General features: G+C 70.5%; 15 protein-coding genes. 3 read left to right on the plus strand and 12 right to left on the minus strand.

From position 1 onward, the window contains the following. Positions 1-8: 8 nt before the first annotated feature. Positions 9-1,709, minus strand: coding sequence for an extracellular solute-binding protein (locus ACFWXC_RS39550; RefSeq protein WP_384486711.1), 1,701 nt, complete (start codon positions 1,707-1,709; stop codon positions 9-11). Positions 1,710-2,074: 365 nt separating this feature from the next. Here ACFWXC_RS39550 and ACFWXC_RS39555 point away from each other — a divergent pair, with 365 nt between their 5' ends. Next, positions 2,075-4,915: a glycoside hydrolase family 3 C-terminal domain-containing protein gene (locus ACFWXC_RS39555; protein ID WP_384486713.1), complete on the plus strand. Its 2,841-nt coding sequence runs from the start codon at positions 2,075-2,077 to the stop codon at positions 4,913-4,915. 212 nt (positions 4,916-5,127) lie between these two features. Here the strand turns inward: ACFWXC_RS39555 and ACFWXC_RS39560 are convergent, their stop codons facing one another. The 3 genes from ACFWXC_RS39560 to ACFWXC_RS39570 all read right to left on the minus strand — a co-directional run bounded on the left by ACFWXC_RS39560 (position 5,128) and on the right by ACFWXC_RS39570 (position 10,627). Next, positions 5,128-6,576: an aldehyde dehydrogenase family protein gene (locus ACFWXC_RS39560; protein ID WP_384486715.1), complete on the minus strand. Its 1,449-nt coding sequence runs from the start codon at positions 6,574-6,576 to the stop codon at positions 5,128-5,130. A 164-nt stretch (positions 6,577-6,740) separates the two neighbouring features. Further along, positions 6,741-8,306, minus strand: a complete 1,566-nt coding sequence (locus ACFWXC_RS39565) for a PucR family transcriptional regulator (protein ID WP_384486717.1) — start codon at positions 8,304-8,306, stop codon at positions 6,741-6,743. A gap of 131 nt (positions 8,307-8,437) precedes the next feature. Continuing rightward, on the minus strand, positions 8,438-10,627 hold the full coding sequence (locus ACFWXC_RS39570) for an ATP-binding protein (protein WP_384486719.1): 2,190 nt from the start codon (positions 10,625-10,627) through the stop codon (positions 8,438-8,440). A gap of 310 nt (positions 10,628-10,937) precedes the next feature. Between ACFWXC_RS39570 and gabT the strand changes: the two genes are divergently transcribed. Together gabT and ACFWXC_RS39580 are read left to right on the plus strand one after the other, a co-directional pair. Next, positions 10,938-12,272 (plus strand): 4-aminobutyrate--2-oxoglutarate transaminase, encoded by a 1,335-nt coding sequence (gene gabT, locus ACFWXC_RS39575; protein ID WP_384486721.1) that lies wholly within the window; start codon positions 10,938-10,940, stop codon positions 12,270-12,272. Between the two features lie 192 nt (positions 12,273-12,464). Continuing rightward, a complete protein-coding gene (locus ACFWXC_RS39580) occupies positions 12,465-13,352 on the plus strand; it encodes a phosphatase PAP2 family protein (protein WP_384486723.1) in 888 nt (295 codons plus the stop codon). On the opposite strand, the gene ACFWXC_RS39585 is transcribed toward ACFWXC_RS39580, so the two are convergent. From ACFWXC_RS39585 to ACFWXC_RS39620, 8 genes are all read right to left on the minus strand, one after another. After that, on the minus strand, positions 13,291-15,066 hold the full coding sequence (locus ACFWXC_RS39585) for a chitinase (protein WP_384486789.1): 1,776 nt from the start codon (positions 15,064-15,066) through the stop codon (positions 13,291-13,293). The genes ACFWXC_RS39580 and ACFWXC_RS39585 overlap by 62 nt on opposite strands. 215 nt (positions 15,067-15,281) lie before the next feature. Continuing rightward, a complete protein-coding gene (locus ACFWXC_RS39590; protein ID WP_384486725.1) occupies positions 15,282-15,728 on the minus strand; it encodes a hypothetical protein in 447 nt (148 codons plus the stop codon). 127 nt (positions 15,729-15,855) lie between these two features. After that, positions 15,856-17,283 (minus strand): NAD(P)/FAD-dependent oxidoreductase, encoded by a 1,428-nt coding sequence (locus ACFWXC_RS39595; RefSeq protein WP_384486727.1) that lies wholly within the window; start codon positions 17,281-17,283, stop codon positions 15,856-15,858. 26 nt (positions 17,284-17,309) lie between these two features. Continuing rightward, on the minus strand, positions 17,310-18,110 hold the full coding sequence (locus ACFWXC_RS39600) for an ABC transporter permease (RefSeq protein WP_384486729.1): 801 nt from the start codon (positions 18,108-18,110) through the stop codon (positions 17,310-17,312). After that, positions 18,111-19,043: an ABC transporter permease gene (locus ACFWXC_RS39605; RefSeq protein WP_384486731.1), complete on the minus strand. Its 933-nt coding sequence runs from the start codon at positions 19,041-19,043 to the stop codon at positions 18,111-18,113. It abuts the gene before it with no gap. After that, a complete protein-coding gene (locus ACFWXC_RS39610) occupies positions 19,043-20,188 on the minus strand; it encodes an ABC transporter ATP-binding protein (RefSeq protein ID WP_384486733.1) in 1,146 nt (381 codons plus the stop codon). Before ACFWXC_RS39610 ends, ACFWXC_RS39605 begins: the two co-directional genes overlap by 1 nt. Before the next feature lie 7 nt (positions 20,189-20,195). Next, a complete protein-coding gene (locus ACFWXC_RS39615; RefSeq protein WP_384486735.1) occupies positions 20,196-21,431 on the minus strand; it encodes a PotD/PotF family extracellular solute-binding protein in 1,236 nt (411 codons plus the stop codon). Positions 21,432-21,483: 52 nt separating this feature from the next. Further along, positions 21,484-23,019, minus strand: a complete 1,536-nt coding sequence (locus ACFWXC_RS39620; protein ID WP_384486737.1) for a gamma-aminobutyraldehyde dehydrogenase — start codon at positions 23,017-23,019, stop codon at positions 21,484-21,486. Positions 23,020-23,149: the final 130 nt, after the last annotated feature.

Consider the following 23,149-nt stretch of genomic DNA (forward strand, 5'->3'; position numbering starts at 1 on the left):
GTGCCGGGTCAGCTCGCCGACGAGCCGTTGTCGTCGAGCAGCTTCTTGTACCAGTCGCGCAGCTGGTCGCCGCCCTTGCTCTTCCAGTCGGAGACGGCCTGCTGCATGTCGCTGATCTTCTTGCGGCCGCGGGTGATGTCGTCCTCCAACGTCTCGAAGTCGTTCATGAGGTTGGTGTAGCGGGACGGCTCGGTGATCATCTGGCCGAAGAAGCTGGACTTCCTGGTGAAGGAGCCCATCCGCTGCTGCCACTCGACCTGCGCCTTGGCGACGTCGGGGAAGTCGGGGTGGGCGATGGTGGCGGCGGGGCTCGCGACCATGACGTAGGCGTTGAGGACCTCGTTGTTGCCCTGGGTGGTCTTGGTGGGCACGCCGTCCTTGACGGTGTAGTGGGTGCCCTCGACGCCGTAGTTGGTGGCCATGTACTCCTTGGTGCCGTACGGCGCGGCGGTGACGTTGGCGACGGCCAGCACGTCGTGGATGACGGACTCCGAGGCCTTCTTGTTGACGAAGGCGAAGATGCCGGCCGGCTGTTCGGCCCAGACCTGCGGGTCGCCGCCGTCGTGGGCGTAGACGTCCATGCCCCAGATCTTGTAGTCCGGGTTCTGGGTGGCCTGTTCGGCGGTGCGGCTCCACCACTGGCTGATGTCCTGGGCGTAGATCAGGAACTCGCCGGCCGCGAACTTGGGGCCCGGGTCGGGGGCGTTCTTGCCCAGCTTGGCGTCGGGGTGCACGACCCCGGCGGCGAAGAGCTTGCGGGTCCACTCCAGGGCTTCGAGGTACTCGTCGGTCTCGATGCGGTTGATCAGCTTGCCGTCGACGAGGTTCCAGCCGAGCGGCTTCTCGCTGCCGGACAGGACGCCGAACATCTGCCAGGCGGTCCACTTCATGTCCATGCAGGCCCAGCGCTTGGCCTTGGCGTCGGTGATCTCCTTCGCCAGGGAGAGGAACTCGTCCGCGGAGCGCGGGACCTCGTAGCCCTCCTTGTCGAAGACGTCCTTGCGGTAGAGGGGCACGATGTTGGTCACGTACGAGGACGGCATCGGCAGTCCGCGCAGCTTGCCGCCGAAGATGCAGCGCCGCCAGGCGTCGGTCGGGATGGCGGCGAGGTTCGGGTAGTCCTTGACCTTGTCGCCCGACAGATACGGGCCCAGGTCGGCGAACTTGCTGATGATGGCGGTGGGTATCTTGCCGCCCATGTTCCAGTTCGGGACGACCACGACGTCCGGTACGTCGCTGGAGGCGAGCACCGCGCCGAGCTTCTGGTCGTAGGTGTTGCCGTCCTGGTTCTGCCACTCGACGTCGACGCCGATCAGGGCGTTCATCGCCTGGTAGTAGGCGTTGTCCTGCTTGGGCGGGGAGCCCCAGAACGGCGACATGACGGTGACCTTGCCGCCCTTGCCGAGCTTCTTCGGGACCGAGGTCTTCAGGGTCGCCAGGTCGAGTTTGCTGGTGAAGCCGATCGCCGAGCCGTTCTTCGCCGGGATGTCCGGGGCCACCACGTTGTTGGCGACGTAGGACGGCAGCAGCTTCTTGGTGTCCTTGCCCGAGGAGGAGCCCCCGCCCGAACCGCTGTCCGACGCCCCGCAGGCGGCGAGCAACGGCGTGCCCCCCGCCACCGCTGCGGCGGCGACCGCCGTGGAGGCGAGGAAGCTTCTCCGGCTCGGACCGGAAGGACCAGAGGAGGGGGAAGCGGCGTTCGGCGTCATTGCGTCAACCCTTCATGGCGCACCAGGACACCCGGCGGTGGCCGTCGGCTGCGGTGTCTCGAGTGGAACTGGCTGAGCTGAAGCGGTCCCCCGACCACGGTCGACCGCTGTCATGTGTCCCTGGGGGCGGACCCGTGAGTCGGCTGGTCGGCTAGTCGAAGCGCTTCGATGTTGCTGCGAGGTTAAGTGAACACCCGGGGGTGCACAAGGGTCGCTCCCAAGATTCCTCCGAGGTGACAGGGATGACCTCTCCGTATGCGCCGCTTGAAATTTCGGTGAGCGTCTCTTGACACCCGACGGTGCGTCGAATGAGCATCGAAGCGCTTCGAAAGCTCCTCGTCGCTCCATCGCAAGGGGAACCGCACGTGACCGATCGAACGCCGCCTACGCCGCCTTTCCGCGATCCGCACCTGCCGTTCGCGAAGCGCATCGACGACCTGCTGGCGCGGCTCACCCTGGACGAGAAGGTCTCCTTCCTGCACCAGTTCGCACCCGCCGTGGCGCGCCTGGGCATCGCCGCCTTCCGCACCGGCCAGGAGGCCCTGCACGGGGTCGCCTGGATGGGCCCGGCCACGGTGTTCCCCCAGGCGGTCGGCCTCGGTGCGACCTGGAACACCGATCTCGTACGCCGGGTCGGCGAGGCCGTGTCCCGGGAGGTCCGGGCGATGCGCGCCCGCGACGACCGCGTGGGCCTCAACGTCTGGGCGCCGACGGTGAATCTGCTGCGCCACCCGCTCTGGGGCCGCAACGAGGAGGGCTACTCCGAGGACCCGAAGCTCACCTCCGCCATCGCCACCGCCTACACCCGCGGCCTGCGCGGCGACCACCCGGTGTACTGGCGCACCGCGCCCGTCCTCAAGCACTGGCTCGCCCACAACAACGAGACGGACCGCGCCACTTCCTCCTCCTCGGTCCGCCCGCGGGTGCTGCACGAGTACGACCTGCGCGCCTTCGAGGAGACCGTGCGGGCGGGCGCGGTGGCCGGGGTGATGCCGGCGTACAACCTGGTCAACGGCCGCCCCAACCACGTCTCCCCCTACCTGCGCGAGCAGTTGCGCGGCTGGACGGCGGAGGATCTGCTGGTCTGCTCGGACGCCGGCGCGCCCAGCAACCTGGTCGATCACGAGCACTACTTCGACACGCATGAGGAGGCCACCGCGGCCGCCCTGCTCGCTGGTGTCGACAGCTTCACCGACCACGGCACGGACGGTTCGCAGATCGTCGCGCGGTTCAACGGGGCTTTGGCGCAGGGCCTGGTGACGGAGGCCGACATCGACACGGCGGTGCGCCGCCAGCTCTCGGTCCGCTTCCGCCTCGGCGAGTTCGACCCGCACGACGACCCGTATGCGCACACGTCCGACTTCGACACCCCCGCGCACCGCGCCCTCGCCCAGGAGGCGGCGGAACAGGCCGTCGTCCTCCTCAAGAACGACGGCGACCTGCTGCCGCTCGCGCCCGACACCCGGATCGCGGTGGTCGGTCTGCTCGCCGACGAGTGCAAGCTCGACTGGTACAGCGGGACGCTGCTGCACCGCTCCACCCCGCTGGAGGGCCTGTACGAACGGTTCGGCGCGGAGCGTGTGGAGTTCGCGGAGGGCGTGGACCGGGTCCGGCTCAGGCTCGCGGACGGCACCTTCCTGCACGTACCGCCCGCTCCCGAGGCCGCCGAGGAGACGCGCGGCGCGACGGGCGCCCTGGACCCGGCGCTGCTGGCGGGCCGCACCGACCTGCCCCCGCTGGCCACCGACGCGACGGGCACCGAACTCGCCCTCGTCGACTGGGGCGAAGGCGTGCTGACGCTCCGCGCCCCCGACGGCCGCTACCTCTCGGTCGCCGACGACGGGCGCCTCCGCGCCTCCGCGGACCAGCCCGGCGGCTGGGTCGTCCAGGAGACATTCCGCCTGGAACCCCATGAGAACGGTCACCTCCTCCGGCATCTCGGCACGGGTCGCCATGTCTCTGTCGCCGCCGACGGCGTGCAGGTTGCCGCCGAGAACGCGTCGATCTTCGAGTTGATCATCGTCGAGCGGGGTACGGAGGCCGTCGCCAGGGTGGCCGCCGCGGCCGACGCGGTCCTGGTCGTCGCGGGCAACGACCCGCACATCAACGGCCGTGAGACCGAGGACCGTACGACCCTGGCCCTGCCCCCGCACCAGGAGCGCCTGCTGCGTGCGGCCCGGTCCGTGAACCCGCGGACGGTCCTGGCCCTGACGTCGGCCTACCCCTACGCGGTGGACGTGGCCCGCCTCCCGGCGGTCCTGTGGACGGCGCACGGCGGCCAGGCGGCCGGCACCGCGCTCGCCCGGGTGCTGGCCGGTGACGTCTCCCCCGCGGGCCGCCTCCCGCAGACCTGGTACGCCTCCGACGCCGACCTTCCCGACCTGCTCGACTACGACGTGCTGGGCGCCCGCCAGACGTACCTCTACTTCGAGGGCGCCCCGCTCTTCCCGTTCGGCCACGGCCTGTCGTACGCGTCCTTCTCCTATGCCGACCTGGTCACCGAGGTGGCGGACGGGACACTCAGCGCGTCGTTCACGGTCACCAACACCGGTGACGTGACGGCGGACGAGGTGGCCCAGCTCTACTCCCGGGCGGTCGAGCCCTCGTCGGTGCGCCCGCGCCGCGAACTCCTGGCCCACCGCAGGATCACCCTCGCCCCCGGCGCACGGACCGGGCTGACCTTCGAAGTCCCGCTCTCCGCCTTCGCGTTCTGGGACGTGGCGCGCGGCGGACGGCGCATGGAGCCCGGTCCGTACGACCTGCTGGTCGGCGCGTCCAGCGAGGACATCCGGCTGCGGACGACGCTGGTCCTGGAGGGCGAAGCGGCCGCGCCGCGGCCGGTCGCCGCACGCGGTCTGCCGGCTGCCGACTTCGACGAGCAGTCGGGCATCGCGATCGTCGACCGGACCAGGTCGGAGGGTGACGCGGTCACGCCGAAGGGCGACGGCCTCGGTGAACTCGTCTACCGGGACTGCGACTTCGGCCGGGGGGTGACCGAGGTGACCGCGCGGGTGTCGGGCGCCGGCTCGCTGGAACTGTCCCTGGACGGCGGCCCGCCGCTGGCGGTGCTGACGCTCGCCGAGCCGACACCGGGCCCGTACGCGTACACCTCGCTCACCGCCGGCATCGTCGCCGAGGGCGTGCACGACGTCCGCATCGGACTGCGCGGCCCGCTGCGGCTCGCGCACGTCGGCTTCTCCGGTTGAGGGTCCGGAGCGGCCGGCACCGAGAAGGGGCCCGGCACCGGAAGGCATCGGTGCCGGGCCCCTTCGAGGGGACGACGACGAGCGTCACGGAAACCGTATCTGAAAATGGTTCCCATTGACAAGAAGACGGTCCCGGCGACCGGGTCCCAGCACACCGACGGCCGGAGCCCCCGCACAGCGGGCTCCGGCCGTGGTGTCGTGTCCGGGGCAGGTCAGAGGGCGAGGCCGGTGAGGACCAGGACCCGCTCGTAGGTGTAGTCGTCCATCGCGAACTTGACGCCCTCGCGGCCGACGCCGGACTGCTTGGCGCCCCCGTACGGCATCTGGTCGGCGCGGTAGGACGGGACGTCGCCGACGACGACACCGCCGACCTCGAGCGCGCGGTGGGCGCGGAAGGCGGTCTGGAGGTCGTGGGTGAAGACGCCCGCCTGGAGGCCGTACTTGGAGTCGTTGGCGGCGGCGAAGGCCTCGGCCTCGCCGTACACCTTCTGCACGGTGAGGACGGGTCCGAAGACCTCCTCGCAGGAGATGGTGGTGTCCGCCGGGACCTCGGTGAGGACGGTCGGCGCGAAGCTGGCGCCGTCGCGGTCGCCGCCGGTGACCAGCGTGGCGCCGGCCTCCACGGCCTCCTTCACCCACGCCTCGACGCGCTCCGCGGCGGCCTCGCTGACCAGCGGGCCGACGTCGGTCCTGGCGTCGGCGGGGTCACCGGTGACCTGGGCCTCGACGGCGGCGACGATGCGCGGGAGCAGCCGGTCGTAGACGGACGCGTCGGCGATGACCCGCTGCACGGAGATGCAGGACTGGCCGCCCTGGTAGTTGGAGAAGGTGGCGATGCGGGTGGCGGCCCAGTCGAGGTCGGCGTCGCTCGCGTAGTCGCCGAGGACGACGGCCGCGCCGTTGCCGCCCAGCTCCAGGGTGCAGTGCTTGCGCGGGACCGAGTCCATGATCGAGTAGCCGACCTTCTCGGAACCGGTGAACGAGATGACCGGGAGGCGCTCGTCCTGGACGAGGGCCGCCATCTTGTCGTTGGCGACCGTGAGGATCGACCAGGAGCCGGCCGGGAGGCCCTCGGTCTCGGCGAGCAGGTCGCCGATGATCAGGCCGGACAGGGGGGTGGCGGGCGCCGGCTTGAGGATGATCGGCACGCCGGCGGCGATGGCCGGGGCGATCTTGTGGGCGCAGAGGTTGAGCGGGAAGTTGAAGGGCGCGATGCCGAGGACGACGCCCTTCGGGAAACGGCGGGTCAGCGCGAGCCGGCCCTGGCCGCCGAGGTCGGTGTCGAGCCGCTGGGCCTCACCGCCGTTGAAGCGCCGGGCCTCCTCGGCGGCGAACCGGAACACGGAGACGGCACGGCCGACCTCGCCGCGCGCCCACTTGATGGGCTTGCCGTTCTCGGCGGAGATCAGCTGGGCTATCTCCTCGGTGCGCTCGACGAGGCGCCGGCTGACGTGGTCGAGGGCGGCGGCGCGTATGTGGGCCGGGGTGGCGGCGAACTCGTCCCGTACGGCGTACGCGGCGGCGACGGCTTCCTCGACCTGCGCGTCGGTCGGCACGCCGACCTTGCCGACGAGGCGCCCGTCCCAGGGGCTGGTGACGTCGAAGGTGTCCTCGCCGGTGACCTGACGGCCGGCGAGCCAGAAGGCGTGGGTGGCGGTCATGAGAGTCCCGGCCCTTCCGCGTGTGGGGATTTCTTGGCTTCCAAGGTCCACCGTAGGCGCGGGAGGGAGAAGCGGCGCTTGTCCGGGGTGTAGTGGTGGCGAGCGGGGGTGCGCCTCTTTGGCAGAGGCATACAGGCCGTGTTCTCCGGGCTCTCCGGCGGCGGTCAGTCCGCCGAGGTCGCCTTCAGCGCCAGCCACAGCTCCATCCGGGCGTCCGGGTCGTCCAGGGAACGGCCCAGGATCTCCTCGACCCTGCGCATCCGGTACCTCAGCGTATGCCGGTGCACGCCCAGGTCGGCAGCCGCCGCGTCCCACTGGCCGTGCCGGGACAGCCAGGCCCGCAGGGAGGCCACCAGGTCACCGCGGCCCGTCGCGTCATGCTCGTACAGCGCCCGCAGCAGACCGTCCGCGAACGCCTTCACCGCGTCGTCGGCCAGCAGGGGCAGGACCGAACCGGCGGCCAGCTGCTCGTGCTCGACCAGCACCCGGCCCCGCCGCCGGGCCACCGACAGGGCCTGCTCGGCCTGTTTGTAGGCGGCCGCCGCACCGATCGGGCCGGACGGGGCCGACATGCCCACGACCAGGTCGTCCTCGCCGGTGCCGTCCTTCTCCGGTGCGGCCCGGGCGGCCTCGCGCGCCGCCGCGTGGTCGGCGCACGCGCCCACCGCCGCACCTCCGTCGGCGGCCAGCACCACCAGCCGCTCCCCCTCCGGCACCACCAGCACCGCCTCCCCGGCACGCGCCGCGGCCGACTCGACCGCCTCCGTGAGACCGGCGAGCAGCTCGGCGCCCGCATCGGCGACGATCATCCGGAAGGGGGCGTCGAGAAGCCCGCCGTACAGATCCCCGGCGACCCCCCGGGCGTGGTCCGGCTGCCCGGCGAGCAGCATGCGCAGTACCGCCGCGCCCACCCGCTGCTCGGCCGCGTGCAGCGAACGGGAGCGTTCCGTCGTGAGCGTGAGCAGGGCGATGGCCGAGTGGACGGCGTACCGCTCGGCGGTGCCGAGGGCCGCCGCGGTGCCGACCGCGAGGGCCGCCCGGGACCTGCGGCCGGTGCCGAGGGAGTGCAGCTCCACCCGGTCCTCGTTGTCCGGGCCGCCCACCACCGACGAGGCCGGCGCCGGGCGCTCCCGCAGCCGTTCCACCTCGGCCGTCAGCCGGGCCGCCCGGCGGCCCGCCCACTCCGGTGCCGTGGCGACGACCGCGCCCGAGGCGTCGTACAGCGCCGCCCAGCCGTTGACCTGCGCGGCGAGTGCGGCCAGCAGGCCCTCGGGCCCGGCGTTCAGGGCCTGCCTGGTCAGTTCGCGCTGGGCGGCGAAGCCCGCCGTGACCGCCCGATACTGGTCGGCCGCGATCGCCGCCGACACGGCCTTGCTGATGGCGAGGAACGGGGTGCGGCGCGGCACCTCCAGCAGGGGCAGGTCCTCCTGCTCGGCCGCGTCGACCAGGGCCTTGGGGATCTCCTCGTAGTTGACCCCGACGGCGAAGCCGAGACCCACCACACCCGCTCCCACCAGGCGTTTCACATACCGTCGCATCGCCTGAGGATCGTCGGCGTCCAGCTTCAGCGCGGTGATCAGGAGGAGCTCCCCGCCCTCCATGTACGGCACGGGGTCGGCGAGTTCGCTGACATGGGCCCAGCGCACGGGCACGTCGAGGCGGTCCTCGCCCGCGCGCACCGTCAGTTTGAGCGCGGAATGGTGGACGAGCGAGGCGAGCGTCGGTGGCATCGGGCCGTCAGATCTTCTCTTCGGTCGGGAACACGTGAAGACGTGCACAGAGGGCAGTGGGCCTTTGGCCGTCTCGTATGAACGGCCACTGTCGATTCTGCCTCACTGTACGGTCGCGCGTGACTCCCTGTTCAAACCCGGCCGGCACCGCCCCTGAGGTCCACCAGCAGGGGCGGCGCGTGCTCGCCCTTGACGGTCGTCAGGGAGAGGACGGCATGGCCCGCCGGCACGCCGTGGGCGAGCTCGGAGGCCGACCAGCGCTCGCGCTCCACCTGCCGGACGGTGACCGCGCGGGCCGTGGGCGCCTTGCCGGTGATGACCCGCCGTACGACGTGCAGCGCCTTGCCCGCCGGGGTCTCCGCGATGATCTGGCGGTCGGTGACGTCCCGGGCCTCGGTCCACTCCTTGCCCCAGACCTCGGCGAAGTCCTGACCGTCCCAGGGGGTGAGTCCGGCGAAGGCCATACGGCAGCCGGTGGCCCCCAGCAGCGGCCCACGCAGGGGGCGGGGTACGTCGTCCAGGGTGCGCAGGGTCAGCGCGACGCCGGCGTTGGCCGACCGCAGGCGCTGGACGGCGCGTACCGCCTCCGGCGTCACCACACCCGTGGCGTCGTCCAGGAGCAGGCAGGCGAAGAGCGAACGGTCGTCCCGTACCGTCACGCTCGCCGTGAACTGGGCGAGCACCAGCCGGGCCAGGATGCGGGAGGCGTCCGCGTGGCCGCGCTCGGGCAGGTCGATACGGACCCGGACCGGGTGGTCGAGGGCCTTGAGGGAGAAGGGGCGGGACTGGCCGGAGGTGTCGAAGAACCCGGCGAAGGCCGGACGGTCCAGGAGAGCGATGCGGTCGGCGAGCACCGCGCCCACGTCTCCCGGTTGCCCCATCTGCCGTTCCCGGGCGTCGAGTTCGCGCAGCAGCGACTCGTGTCCCGTGGCCGTCAGCGCCTTGCGGAGCGCGGCCACCGGGCCGGGGGCGCCGTCCAGGAGCTGGCGGAGTTCGGGTACGGAGGGGAAGCGGCCGTGGACCGCCTTGAACGGGCCGAGCAGTTGGGCGAGGACGGTGGTGGAGCGGCGGCTGTCGCTGCCGGGGTGCGGGTCGGCGAGGTCGCCGACGAGGGCCTCGGCGATTATGGCGGCGGCTTCGTCGGGGTCGGTGGTGCCGCCGTACAGGTCGAGGTCGTAGACGGACTCGGGGTGGGCGATGCGGACGACGACGTCGTAGGAGTCGGCGGGTCCGAGTCCGGCGCCGGCAGCGCCGACGACGACCACGGAGGCGCGGCCGGCGAGCGCGTGCAGGCAGAGCGACTCGGCGAGCGGGCGTACCAGCGCGCCGGTCTTGCCGGAGCCGGCCGGGCCGACGGCGAGCAGGGAGGTGCCGAGCAGCTCGGGGCCGACGGCGAGGCCGGTGCCGCGGTAGAGGTAGGGGTTGCGGGGGTCGTCGGCCGTCGTGCCGAGCCGCACCTGGCCGGTGACCAGGTCGTGCCGGGCGTGCCGGGCGGGCAGGTCGCGTTCCCCGGAGGGGTGCAGGCAGGCGGCGGCGCCGTCCTTGACCACGGCGGCGGAGAACGACGCCATGCTGTGCCGGCCGCTGCGCACGCCCTGCCAGGCCCGGGCGATCCGGGCCTGGTCCACGTCCCCCATCAGCCCGGCCCGCGCCTCGGCAGCGAGCCGGTCAGCGGCGTCATGCGCCCCGGCGTCGCGGAGGTGGGGCCACTGGGCGGGGTCTTCCTCCGCGGTGCGGGGCTCCTGCCGGGACACCGGAGCCTTGAACCGAGGAGCGACAAACCGCCGCCACACCTCTCCCCATCGGCCCAGCCTGCCCACCACGATCAGGATGGTGAGGCCTACGAGGTAGGTGTATCCCCGATAGATGAACTGCGCCGTGGTCTTCCCGATCGTGCCGTTCTCGCCCTGCCAAGAGTCAGGGAGGAACAGTCGGAGCGGCAGGCCCCACCACGCACCCAGGTAGCCGTGCGTCAGCAGGGACCAGACCAGCCACCCCACCAGGAAGGCGATCAGCGCCCCGCTCAGCAGTTGCCTTGCCGGGACCTGGTCGGGCTCTTCCGCGGGCCGGGACCGGTATCCGAACCGCCATACCCCCGGCGGCGCCTCCGGCCTGGACGCCCGCAGCCAGCTCAGAAAGGCCGAGCCGTCGGGCATCGGAGGCGCCCCGGGCGGCAGGTTCGGCGCCCCGGGCGGCAGGTTCGGCCGCGGCGGCACGGCGGCGGCCTCGGCCGGCGTCCTGCCCGCGTCCTGCGGCCCCGCCGGACGCGGTACAGGATTCGTGTGGGTGTCCTGTGTGTCCCGCGTCCTGTCGCTGTCCATCGCCCTTTCCCCCTGACCAGCCGTTCCGTCCACCGTCAGCGAGTCAATCTAACGCCCTCCCCAGGGGAGTTCACCGCTTACGCGGCCGAGGAACCGTCAGCCGGGTCCCGCCGCCGCCCGGCACAGTATGTCCACCACGGACAACGCCACCCCCGGACAACACCCACATGGAGCATGCCCACCTCCCACAGCCGGACCTAGCCTGCGAAGAAAGAAGGAGAGCGTCCGGATACGCACCGCCGGAGCCGCCCCGGGGCCGCCGGACACGCACAGCGCCCCGGAACGCACGATTGATCATCAGGGAGCCCCCATGACCGCACTTCCGCAGGAGCGCCGCGTCGTCACCGCCATCCCCGGCCCCAAGTCGCAGGAGCTGCAGGCCCGCCGCATGGCCGCGGTCGCGCAGGGCGTCGGTTCCGTGCTGCCGGTGTTCACCGCCCGCGCGGGCGGCGGCATCATCGAGGACGTCGACGGCAACCGTCTGATCGACTTCGGTTCCGGTATCGCGGTGACCAGCGTGGGCGCCTCCGCCGAGGCCGTCGTACGCCGGGCCGCCGCCCAGCTGGCCGACTTCACCCACACCTGTTTCATGGTCACCCCGTACGAGGGCTATGTGGCCGTCGCGGAGGCGCTGGCCGAGCTGACGCCCGGCGACCACGCCAAGAAGTCCGCGCTGTTCAACTCCGGCGCCGAGGCCGTCGAGAACGCCGTGAAGATCGCCCGCGCCTACACCAAGCGGCAGGCCGTCGTCGTGTTCGACCACGGCTACCACGGCCGGACCAACCTCACCATGGCGCTGACCGCGAAGAACATGCCGTACAAGCACGGCTTCGGGCCGTTCGCGCCCGAGGTCTACCGGGTGCCGGTGGCGTACGGCTACCGCTGGCTCACCGGCCCCCAGAACGCCGGTGCCGAGGCCTCCGCCCAGGCCATCGACATGATCAACAAGCAGATCGGCGCGGACAACGTGGCCGCGATCATCATCGAGCCGGTGCTCGGCGAGGGCGGCTTCATCGAGCCCGCCAAGGGCTTCCTGCCGGCGATCAGCCAGTTCGCCAAGGACAACGGGATCGTCTTCGTCGCCGACGAGATCCAGTCCGGGTTCTGCCGTACGGGTCAGTGGTTCGCCTGCGAGGACGAGGGGATCGTCCCGGACCTGATCACCACCGCCAAGGGCATCGCCGGCGGTCTGCCGCTGGCCGCTGTCACGGGCCGCGCCGAGATCATGGACGCCGCGCACTCCGGCGGCCTCGGCGGCACCTACGGCGGCAACCCGGTCGCCTGCGCCGGTGCGCTCGGTGCCATCGAGACCATGAAGGAGCTGGACCTCAACGCCAAGGCGAAGGCGATCGAGGCGATCATGAAGCCGCGGCTGTCCGCGATGGCCGAGAAGTTCGACGTCATCGGCGACGTGCGGGGCCGCGGCGCGATGATCGCCATCGAGCTGGTCAAGGACCGTACGACCAAGGAGCCGAACCCGGAGGCGACCGCCGCCCTCGCCAAGGCCTGCCACCAGGAGGGCCTGCTGGTCCTGACCTGTGGCACCTACGGCAACGTGCTGCGCTTCCTGCCGCCGCTGGTCATCGGCGAGGACCTGCTGAACGAGGGCCTCGACATCATCGAGCAGGCCTTCGCTCGGATCTGAGCCACAGCCTTCTCATAGCCCGCCCACAGGGTCTCGAACCCGTGTGCCACCGCCGCCCCTCCCCTCCCACCTGGCGTGATGCGGGGGGCCGGGGCGGCCCCCGTCAGGCCGTGTGAAGAAGGTGTGCGAGGTGCATGACGGGACGCGATTCCGCCTGTCGCCACGCCTGCCCCTGCCGTAAGTTCTAAGCAGATGAGAGATACACCCCGCCCACAGGGGACTGTGGGCGACTTCAGGCCGGGGCCTCCCCAGCTTCGACCTGGTCGTGCCCTCGCGCACACAACCGGGGCCTCCGGCTCCGGATCTCCTCACCGATCGGACGGTCGCTCGCCCCAAACCCCCCGGGGCGCGCGGCGTTCCGATCCGGACGGCCGCCTCGGAACCACCCCCCCTGTTCCGGGGCGGCCGACCTCCTTCTTTCACTTTCCCCTCGCGGGACTCCTGGGGCTTGTGAGCCTTCCGGCCCTTCTCTTCGCGCTGATCACCTGGCAGGTCGTGGCCCACGGCCCCCTGCTCCGCCTGGACAGCCGCCTGAGCAGCGCACTCGTCCACCCGGACCGGTTCTCCGAACTCCTCTCCGACCTCGGGAACGTGCAGGTCGCGGTTCCGGTCCTGGTGATCGTCATCGGATACGTCGTCCGGCGCGGCCGTTCCACTGGTACAGACCGCTGGTGGCTGCCGCCCGCCGCTGCCGCCCTCCTGATGGCCCTGGTCCCGGCGATCATCGTGCCGGTCAAGGAGTGGACCGCCCGTCCGGGGACCCCGGTGGTGCCCCCGGCGGTCGGCTACTTCCCCTCCGGCCATACGGCGACGGCGGCGATCGCGTACGGCTCCGCGACCCTGCTCCTCCTCCCCTGGCTCCGCTCCCGGGCCGCCCGCCGCACCGTCGTCACCGTCTGCGCGGCCCTGGTCCTCGCCGTCTCCTACGGCCTGGTCCGGCGCGGCTACCACTGGCCGCTGGACGTGGCGGCCAGCTGGTGCCTGTGCACGGTCCTGCTGACCGCACTGCGGCTGCTGCTCAGCCGAAGTACGCGTCGAAGTTCTTCTGGAACTCCCAGTTCGAGAACCGGTCCCAGTTGACCGACCAGGTCATCAGGCCGCGCAGCGCGGGCCAGGTGCCGTGGGTCGCGTACGAGCCGCAGTTCGTCTTCTTCGTCAGGCAGTCCAGGGTCTTGGTGACCTCGGCCGGGGCGACATAGCCGTTGCCCGCGTTGGTCGAGGCCGGCATGCCGATCGCGATCTGGTCCGGGCGCAGCGGCGGGAAGAGGTTGCCCGCGTCACCCGCGACCGGGAAGCCGGTGAGCAGCATGTCGGTCATGGCGATGTGGAAGTCGGCGCCGCCCATGGAGTGGTACTGGTTGTCGAGGCCCATGATCGGGCCCGAGTTGTAGTCCTGGACGTGCAGCAGGGTCAGGTCGTCGCGCAGGGCGTAGATGACCGGGAGATAGGCCCCGCAGCGCGGATCCTGGCCGCCGAACTTGCCCGTGCCGTAGAACTGGTAGCCCATCTGCACGAAGAAGGTCTCGGGCGCCATGGACAGCACGAACTTCGCCCCGTACTTGGCCTTCAGCGTCTTCAGCGCGGAGATGAGATTGACGACCACCGGGGTCGTCGGGTTCTTGAAGTCCGTGTCGCTCGCGTTCAGCGACAGCGAGTGGCCCTCGAAGTCGATGTCGAGGCCGTCCAGGCCGTAGGTGTCGATGATGTTCGAGACGGAGGAGACGAAGGCGTCCCGGGCGGCGGTCGTGGTCAGCTGGACCTGGCCGTTGGCGCCGCCGATCGATATCAGCACCTTCTTGCCGGCCGCCTGCTTGGCCTTGACCGCCGCCTTGAAGTCGGCGTCGCTCTCGACGTTCGGGCACTCCGTCACGGGGCAGCGGTTGAAGCGGATGTCCCCGGAGGTCGCCGAGGTCGGCTCGCCGAAGGCCAGGTCGATGACGTCCCAGCTGTCGGGGACGTCGGCGAGCCGGGTGTAGCCGGAGCCGTTGGCGAAGGAGGCGTGGAGGTAGCCGACCAGGGCGTGGGTGGGCAGGTCGGTGGAGCCTCCGGAGGAGCCGGCAGTGGTGGTGGCGGTCACCGCAGCCGACTTCGCGGACTCGCCGGCGTCGTTCACCGCGGTGACCTGGAAGCTGTATGCCGTCGACGGGGACAGGCCGGCCACGGTGGCCGACGTCCCGGTCGCCGTCTGGACCTTCGCCCCGTCCCGGTAGACCGCGTAGCTCGTGGCGCCGGTGGCCGCCGTCCAGGACAGACCCACGCTGGAGGAGGTGACCGTGCCGGTCCTCAGTCCGGTCGGTGCGGCGGGCGGCTGGCCCGTGGTGCCGCCGGGGCCGACCAGGGAGATGTCGTCGGCGTAGTAGGCGCCGGTGCCGTACCAGCCGTGGGTGTAGATCGTGACCTTGGTCGTCGAGGCGCCGGTGGTGAAGGTGGTCGTGAGTTTCTGCCAGTCGGGGGCGGACTGGGTCCAGGTGGAGACGTCGGTGCTGCCGGTGCCGCTCGCGCCGAGGTAGACGTAGGAACCGCGGACGTAACCGGACAGGGTGTACTGCGAACTCGGCTTGACGGTCACGGTCTGCACGCACTGAGCGTTGTCACTGCCGGCGGGGGTCGCCTGCAGTGCGGAACTTCCGCTGTGCACGGGCGAGTTGACCGTCGTGCCGCTGCCCGCCGTGCAGGTCCAGCCGGAGAGGCCCGATTCGAACCCGCCGTTGACGGCGAGGTCCGCGTCGGCCGCACGGGCGGCCGACGAGAGCGCGGTGACACCGGACACGGCCAGCAGCCCGGCCGTGAGCATGGTGAGGACAGGTCTCACGCGAACCACAAGTGCCTCCGGGGATGGGGGAATTGGAGGTGGGGTGCGCGCTCAATTTGGTCCAGACCAATTCAGTTGTCAAGAGCTACGGCCCCTTGTGACCGCCCTCAGCACAGCGCCCCGCCAGGGGCGCGGGGAACTGCGCGACCAGCCACGACGCAGCCGCGGCCGACCGACAACCGACACGCGAACGGCGCCTAGTCACCGTCAGCCAGGCCGGCGGCAGCCTCGTGCATCGCCAGCTCCAGCAGCGCCGGATCCGTCAGCGTCCCCGACCCGTCCGGCACCACCAGCCACCGCACCCCCTGGGTCGACCGGCCGGGATACGGCACGACGATCCAGGTGCCGGCGCCCGCCGTGCGGATCCCGGTGCCGAGCCACCGCGCGGCCGTCCCGGGCGGCACGAAGAAGCCCACCCGGCTGTCCCCGAAGTCGACCAGGACGGGCCCTGGTTGGTCGAGGACGCGGGTGAGCACGTCGAGCGTGGGGTAGCCGAGCTCGCCCGGCAGGATCAGTACGTCCCAGGCCCTGCCGGCGGGCAGCAGCGCGACCCCGAGGGGGTTGCGCTCCCATTCCCAGCGGCATGCCTCGGGATCAGGTGCGACGGATGCCAGCCATTCGACCGCCGTCTTCGCCCCAGTCATCAGAAGACCTCCCAGTCCCACTCGTCGACGCGGGCGTCGCGTCACGGGGAGAGAGGGAGGTCTTCCAGGGGCATTACGCGGGTTTCGCCACCCCGTTGGAGTGAGCTGGATCACATGCCCGAACGGGTCAGCTGTCGAAGCCCAGTCCCATCCGGTCCATCGCCCTGAGCCACAGGTTGCGGCGGCCTCCGTGGGCGTCGGCGCGGGCGAGCGACCACTTGGTGAGGGCGATGCCCGTCCAGGCGAACGGCTCGGGCGGGAACGGCAGCGGCTTCTTGCGGACCATCTCCAGGCGGGTGCGCTCGGTCTCCTCGCCGGCCAGCAGGTCCAGCATCACGTCGGCGCCGAACCGGGTCGCACCGACGCCGAGGCCGGTGTACCCGGCCGCGTACGCCACCCGCCCCTGGTGGGCGGTGCCGAAGAACGCCGAGAAGCGGGAGCAGGTGTCGATCGCGCCGCCCCACGCGTGGGTGAAGCGGACGCCCTCCAGCTGCGGGAAGCAGGTGAAGAAGTGCCCGGCGAGCTTGGCGTAGGTCTCCGGGCGGTCGTCGTACTCGGCGCGGACCCGGCCGCCGTAGTGGTGGATGGCGTCGTAGCCGCCCCAGAGGATCCGGTTGTCGGCCGACAGGCGGAAGTAGTGGAACTGGTTGGCCGAGTCGCCGAGGCCCTGCCGGTTCTTCCAGCCGATCGCGCCGAGCTGCTCGGCGGTGAGCGGCTCGGTCATCAGGGCGTAGTCGTAGACCGGGACGGTGTAGGCGCGGACCCGCTTGAGCAGGTTCGGGAAGATGTTGGTGCCGAGCGCGACCCGCCGGGCCCGGACCGAGCCGTACGGGGTGCGTACGGCCATGCCGGCGCCGTGCGGCTTCAGTTCGAGGGCGGGTGTGTGCTCGTACACCCGGACGCCGAGGGCGAGGCAGGCCTGCTTGAGGCCCCAGGCGAGCTTGGCCGGGTTGACCATGGCCACGCCCCGGCGGTCCCACAGGCCGGCCTCGAAGGTGGGCGAGTTCACCTGCGCGCGCAGCGCGTCGGCGTCGAGGAACGCGATGCCGTCCGCGAGGCCCTTCCGCTCCAGTTCCTGGTGCCAGTCGCGCAGTTCCCGGGCCTGGTAGGGCTCGGTGGCCACGTCGATCTCGCCGGTGCGCTCGAAGTCGCAGTCCATGCCGTGCCTGGCGACGGCGGCCTCGATGTCGTCGAGGTTGCGCCGGCCCAGCTCCTCCAGGCGGTGGATCTCACCGGGCCAGCGGGCGAGCCCGTTGGGCAGCCCGTGGGTGAGAGAGGCGGCGCAGAACCCGCCGTTGCGGCCGGAGGCGGCCCAGCCCACCTCACGGCCTTCCAGCAGAACCACCTCGCGACCGGGGTCGCGCTCCTTGGCGTTGAGCGCGGTCCACAGTCCGCTGTATCCGCCGCCGACGACCAGCAGGTCGCAGGTGTCGGCGCCGGTGAGCGCGGGCTCGGGGTGGGGCTTGCCGGGGTCTTCGAGCCAGTACGGAACCGGCTGTGCTTCGGAGAGAGACCTGGTCCAATCTGCCTGACGGCTCATGGCGCTTGGGGCCATGATTTTCAACTCCCTACAGAGTTTCTTTATGCCTTTTGCCTGGTGCGGCGGTTGGTGATGAGCATCGATACCAGCACGAGCAGTACCGCGACCAGGAACATGGCCGTACCGATGACATTGATCTGGACGGGCGTGCCGCGCTGTGCCGAACCCCAGACGAACATGGGGAAGGTGACGGTGGAGCCCGCGTTGAAATTGGTGATGATGAAATCGTCGAAGGAGAGCGCGAAGGACAGCAGCGCGCCCGCCGCGATTCCGGGGGCCGCGATGGGGAGGGTGACCCTGACGAACGTCTGCACCGGTCCGGCGTAGAGGTCCCGGGCCGCCTCCTCCAGGCGCGGGTCCATCGACATCACGCGCGCCTTGACCGCGGTGACGACGAAGCTGAGGCAGAACATGATGTGGGCGATCAGGATCGTGTAGAAGCCGAGCTGGGCGCCCATGTTCAGGAAGAGGGTGAGCAGCGAGGCCGCCATGACGACCTCGGGCATCGCCATCGGCAGGAAGATCAGCGAGTTCACGGCGCCGCGGGCGCGGAACCGGTAGCGGACCAGGGCGAAGGCGATCATCGTGCCGAGGACCGTGGCGCCGATCGTCGCCAGGGCGGCGATCTGGAGGCTGATGGAGAGCGAGCCGCACATGTCGGCGACCCCGCACGGCTGCTTCCAGGCGTCGAGCGAGAACTGCTGCCACTCGTAGTTGAAGCGCCCCTTCGGTTTGTTGAAGGAGAACACCGTGACGATGACGTTCGGAAGCAGCAGATATCCGAGGGTGAGCAGTCCCGCGATGACGACGAGACGCTTCTTGAACCAGTTGACGAAGGGCATTTAGACCAGGTCCTCCGTCCCGGACCGGCGAATGTAGATCGTGACCATGAAAAGGATCGCGGCCATGAGGATGAAGGAGAGCGCGGCCGCCGTCGGATAGTCGAGAATCCGCAGGAACTGCGTCTGGATCACGTTTCCGATCATGCGGGTGTCGGTCGAGCCGAGGAGTTCGGCGTTGACGTAGTCACCGGCCGCCGGGATGAAGGTCAGCAGCGTGCCGGAGACCACGCCCGGCATCGACAGCGGGAAGGTGACCTTCCGGAAGGTCGTCCACGGCTTGGCGTACAGATCGCCCGCCGCCTCGTGCAGCCGTCCGTCGATGCGCTCCAGCGAGGTGTAGAGCGGCAGGATCATGAACGGCAGGAAGTTGTACGTCAGTCCGCACACCACCGCGAGCGGCGTGGCCAGCACCCGGTCGCCGGCCGTCCAGCCGAGGAAGTCGGTGAGGTCCAGGATGTGCAGCGAGTTCAGTACGTGCACGACCGGGCCGTTGTCGGCGAGGATCGTCTTCCAGGCCAGGGTGCGGATCAGGAAGCTGGTGAAGAACGGCGCGATCACCAGGATCATGATGAGGTTCCGCCAGCGGCCCGCACGGAAGGCGATCAGGTACGCCAGCGGGTAGCCGAGCAGCAGGCAGAGCACGGTCGCCCCGGCCGCGTAGAAGACGGACCGCAGGAACTGCGGCCAGTACTCGCTCAGCGCGTCCCAGTAGGTCGCGAAGTGCCAGGTGACCTTGTAGCCCTCTTCCAGGGAACCCGTCTGGATCGACGTGGACGCCTGGTAGATCATCGGCAGCGCGAAGAAGATCACCAGCCAGAGCAGGCCGGGCAGCAGCAGCCAGTACGGCGTGAAGCGGCCGCGTCTGCGCGGGGGCTTCGTCGCCTCGGGTTCGGCGGGCGCCAGCGGCGGCGGCGCCTCGGAGAGCGTGGCCATCAGGCGGCTTCCTCCTCGGTGCCGGCGTCGATGTCCATTGCGGCGTCGAGACCGAAGGTGTGGGCCGGGCTCCAGTGCAGGACGACGTCGGCGCCCGGGACGAGCCGGCCGTCGCGGTCGACGTTCTGCACGTACACCTCGAACTCGGGGCAGACCGCGCTGTCGATGACGTACTGCGTGGAGACGCCGATGAAACTGGCGTCGGCGATCTTGCCGGTGATCCGGTTGCGCCCCTCGGGGATCGAGCCGGCGTCGTCGGCGTGCGTGAGGGAGATCTTCTCGGGCCGGATCCCGACGAGCACCTTGCCGCCCGTCCGGGTCGGCGCCGAACATCGCGCCTCGGGCAGCACCAGCTTGCCGCCGCCGGCCTTGAGGATGATGTCGTCCCCGCTCTTCGTGTCGACCTCGGCCTCGATCAGGTTCGAGGTGCCGAGGAAGTTGGCGACGAAGGTGGTGTTGGGGTTCTCGTACAGGTCGGTGGGCGAGCCGAGCTGCTCCACCCGTCCCGCGTTCATCACCGCGACCGTGTCGGCCATGGTCATGGCCTCCTCCTGGTCGTGCGTGACGTGGACGAAGGTGATGCCGACCTCGGTCTGGATCCGCTTGAGCTCCAGCTGCATCTGGCGGCGCAGCTTGAGGTCGAGGGCGCCGAGCGGCTCGTCGAGGAGGAGCACCTTGGGGTGGTTGATGAGGGCGCGGGCCACCGCGACCCGCTGCTGCTGGCCGCCGGAGAGCTGGTGCGGTTTCTTGCGCGCCTGCTCCCCCAGCTGGACCAGCTCCAGCATGTCCTCGACCTGCTTCTTCACGCTCTTGATGCCGCGCCGGCGCAGGCCGAAGGCGACGTTCTCGAAGATGTCGAGGTGCGGGAAGAGCGCGTAGGACTGGAAGACCGTGTTCACCGGCCGCTTGTACGGCGGCAGGTGGGTCACGTCCTGGTCGCCGAGGTGCACGGTGCCGCTGGTCGGCTCCTCGAGCCCCGCGATCATGCGCAAGGTGGTCGTCTTGCCGCAGCCGGAGGCGCCGAGCAGGGCGAAGAAGGAACCCTGGGGCACGGTCAGGTCCATCGGTTTCACGGCGGTGAAGCCGTTGTCGTAGGTCTTGCCGATGCCGGTGAGGCGGACGTCGCCGCTGCTGTCTGTCGTCATGGTGTCGTCACGCCCCTGTGAGCTTCGCGAACTTCTGCTGGTATGCCGTCTCTTCCTTCGAGCTCAGCGAGCGGAAGGCATGGGACCTGGCCTGCATGGCCTTGTCGGGAACGATCAGCGGGTTGTCCGCCGCCGACTTGTCGATCTTGGCGAGGTAGGGCTTCACGTCCGCGACCGGGCTGACGTAGTTGATGTAGGCGGCGAGTGCGGCGGCCGGGCCGGGCTCGTAGTAGTAGTCGATGAGCCGCTCGGCGTTCGTCTTGTGGCGCGCCTTGTTGGGGATCAGCATGTTGTCGGTCGACGTCATGTAGCCGCTGTCCGGGATGACATAGGAGACGTCCGGGTTGTCGGACTGGAGCTGCACGATGTCACCGGCCCAGGCCACACAGGCCGCCAGGTCGCCCTTGCTGAGGTCCGAGGTGTAGTCGTTGCCGGTGAAACGGCGGATCTGGCCGTTGTCGACGGCCTTCTGCAGCCGGGCGATCACCGCGTCGAAGTCGTCGTCGGTGAACTTCGCCGGGTCCTTGCCCATGTCGAGCATGGTCATGCCGACGGTGTCACGCATCTCGGTCAGCAGGCCGACCCGGCCCTTGAGCGCGGGGTTGTCGAGCAGGTCGGAGACCGACTTCACCTCGACGCCGTCCAGGGCCTTCTTGTTGAAGGCGACGACGGTCGAGATGCCCTGCCAGGGGTACGAGTAGGCCCGGCCCGGGTCCCAGTCGGGGCTGCGGAACTGGTCCGACAGGTTGGCGAAGGCATGCGGCAGGTTGGACGCGTCCAGTTTCTGGACGTAGCCGAGCCGGATCATGCGGGCGGCCAGCCAGTCGGTGAGGACGATCAGGTCCCGGTCGGTGTCCTGGCCCGCGGCGAGCTGCGGCTGGATCTTGCCGAAGAACTCGTCGTTGTCGTTGATGTCCTCGGTGTACTTCACCGTGATGCCGGTCCGCTTGCGGAACGCGTCCAGCGTCGGACGGTTCTTCCCGCTGTCGTCCACGTCGATGTACTCGGGCCAGTTGGAGAAGTTGACGACCTTCTCCGTCGCCGAGTGGTCGTCGGCGGAGACGCCGCCCTGGGACTTGCCGGCCGCGGGGATACCGCAGGCGCTCAGCGCCCCGACGCCGCCCACCGCGAGCGCACCGCCCAGGAACGACCGGCGGGCCAGGGCGGCCCGGCCGGTGCGGAGGCTGCGCCGCATGGCGGCCACTTCGACCGGCGTCGGACGGTCGGGCTCGTACTGCCTCATGCGCTTGATGCCCTTTCGGGAAGAGGGCCGTGATGAGCGGCCTCAGGAGTGACTATCGGTCCCCGAAGATCGTGCGGTGCCAGTCCTTCCGAGCAACCGCCGTGTTGTCGAACATTACGTGCTTGACCTGGGTGTACTCCTCGAACGAGTACGCCGACATGTCCTTGCCGAAGCCGGACGCCTTGTAGCCGCCGTGCGGCATCTCGCTGATGATCGGAATGTGGTCGTTGACCCACACACACCCCGCCTTGATCTCGCGGGTGGCGCGATTCGCCCGGTAGACGCTGCTGCTCCACGCGGAGGCGGCCAGGCCGTACGGGGTGTCGTTGGCCAGCCGGATGCCCTCATCATCACTGTCGAACGGCAGAACGACCAGCACCGGCCCGAAGATCTCGGACTGGACGATCTCGCTGTCCTGCGGGGCGTCGGCGATCAGCGTGGGCCGGTAGTACGCACCGCTCTTCAGCTCGTCCAGCGGCGGCTCGCCGCCGGTCACCACGCGTGCGTAGCCGCGCGCCCGCTCGACGAAGCCGGCGACCCGGTCCCGCTGGGCGTGCGAGATCAGCGGCCCGAGGTCGGTGCCGGGGGCGAACGGGTCGCCCAGCCGCACGGTCTCCATCAGGGCGGCCGTCTGCTCGACGAAGGCCTCGTAGAGCGGCCGCTGCACGTAGGCGCGGGTGGCGGCGGTGCAGTCCTGCCCGGTGTTGATGAGCGCCCCGGCGACGGCCCCGTTGACGGCCGCCTCCAGATCGGCGTCGTCGAACACGACGAACGGCGCCTTGCCGCCCAGCTCCAGGTGGAGCCGCTTCACGGTCGCCGTCGCGACCTCCGCCACCCGCTTTCCGACACCGGTGGAGCCGGTGAAGGAGGTCATGGCGACGTCGGGGTGCCCGACGAGATGTTCACCGGCCACCTTCCCGGTCCCGGTGACGATGTTGATGACACCGTCGGGGATACCGGCGTAGGTGGCCGCCTCGGCGAAGAGCAGCGAGGTCAGCGGGGTCAGCTCGGCCGGCTTGAGCACGATGGTGTTGCCGGCCGCGATCGCCGGGAGGATCTTCCAGGCGGCCATCTGGAGCGGATAGTTCCAGGGCGCGATCGACCCGACGACGCCGATGGGTTCACGGCGGATGTACGACGTGTGGTCGCCGGAGTACTCACCGGCCGCCTGCCCCTGCAGATGCCGGGCGGCCCCCGCGAAGAACGCGGTGTTGTCGATGGTCCCCGGCACGTCGAACTCACGCGTCAGCTTGAGCGGCTTGCCGCACTGGAGGGACTCGGCGCGGGCGAATTCCTCCGCGCGGTCGGCGAGCACGGCGGCGAACCGGTGCAGTGCGTCCGAGCGCTCGCCGGGGGTCGCCCCGGCCCACCCGTCGAAGGCGTCCCGCGCGGCGGCCACGGCCCGGTCGACGTCCTCCGTGCCGGCCAGCTCGTACGTGTACACGTCCGCGCCGGTGGCCGGGTCGACGACGGCGTGCGTACGGCCTGACGTGCCCTTGCTGAAACGTCCCGCGATGTACTGCGCGCCGCCCGCGAGCCGCTCCTGCGCGGGGAAGGTCTCCGGGGTGGCGGTGCCCGGGTTGTCCATGTCGCTTCTCCTCCGCCGTCGTCCCGTCCCGAGGGGTGGGTGGCGTAGCTCCAGCTGGATTTGACTGCCGATCCTGACAGAGCAAGGGGAGTCCAACAAGTGATTCCGTTGTTGCCTTTTGGTTACGCGA

The sequence above is a fragment of the Streptomyces sp. NPDC058683 genome, assembly GCF_042716195.1.
Taxonomy (GTDB): Bacteria; Actinomycetota; Actinomycetes; order Streptomycetales; family Streptomycetaceae; genus Streptomyces.

What these genes read in the sequence shown, in the direction of transcription:
- ACFWXC_RS39550 (WP_384486711.1), bottom strand. Translation starts at nt 1,709, where the DNA reads ATGACGCCGAACGCCGCTTCCCCCTCCTCTGGTCCTTCCGGTCCGAGC.
- ACFWXC_RS39560 (WP_384486715.1), bottom strand. Translation starts at nt 6,576, where the DNA reads ATGACCGCCACCCACGCCTTCTGGCTCGCCGGCCGTCAGGTCACCGGC.
- ACFWXC_RS39565 (WP_384486717.1), bottom strand. Translation starts at nt 8,306, where the DNA reads ATGCCACCGACGCTCGCCTCGCTCGTCCACCATTCCGCGCTCAAACTG.
- ACFWXC_RS39570 (WP_384486719.1), bottom strand. Translation starts at nt 10,627, where the DNA reads ATGGACAGCGACAGGACGCGGGACACACAGGACACCCACACGAATCCT.
- gabT (WP_384486721.1), top strand. Translation starts at nt 10,938, where the DNA reads ATGACCGCACTTCCGCAGGAGCGCCGCGTCGTCACCGCCATCCCCGGC.
- ACFWXC_RS39580 (WP_384486723.1), top strand. Translation starts at nt 12,465, where the DNA reads ATGAGAGATACACCCCGCCCACAGGGGACTGTGGGCGACTTCAGGCCG.
- ACFWXC_RS39585 (WP_384486789.1), bottom strand. Translation starts at nt 15,066, where the DNA reads ATGCTCACGGCCGGGCTGCTGGCCGTGTCCGGTGTCACCGCGCTCTCG.
- ACFWXC_RS39590 (WP_384486725.1), bottom strand. Translation starts at nt 15,728, where the DNA reads ATGACTGGGGCGAAGACGGCGGTCGAATGGCTGGCATCCGTCGCACCT.
- ACFWXC_RS39595 (WP_384486727.1), bottom strand. Translation starts at nt 17,283, where the DNA reads ATGGCCCCAAGCGCCATGAGCCGTCAGGCAGATTGGACCAGGTCTCTC.
- ACFWXC_RS39600 (WP_384486729.1), bottom strand. Translation starts at nt 18,110, where the DNA reads ATGCCCTTCGTCAACTGGTTCAAGAAGCGTCTCGTCGTCATCGCGGGA.
- ACFWXC_RS39605 (WP_384486731.1), bottom strand. Translation starts at nt 19,043, where the DNA reads ATGGCCACGCTCTCCGAGGCGCCGCCGCCGCTGGCGCCCGCCGAACCC.
- ACFWXC_RS39610 (WP_384486733.1), bottom strand. Translation starts at nt 20,188, where the DNA reads ATGACGACAGACAGCAGCGGCGACGTCCGCCTCACCGGCATCGGCAAG.
- ACFWXC_RS39615 (WP_384486735.1), bottom strand. Translation starts at nt 21,431, where the DNA reads ATGAGGCAGTACGAGCCCGACCGTCCGACGCCGGTCGAAGTGGCCGCC.
- ACFWXC_RS39620 (WP_384486737.1), bottom strand. Translation starts at nt 23,019, where the DNA reads ATGGACAACCCGGGCACCGCCACCCCGGAGACCTTCCCCGCGCAGGAG.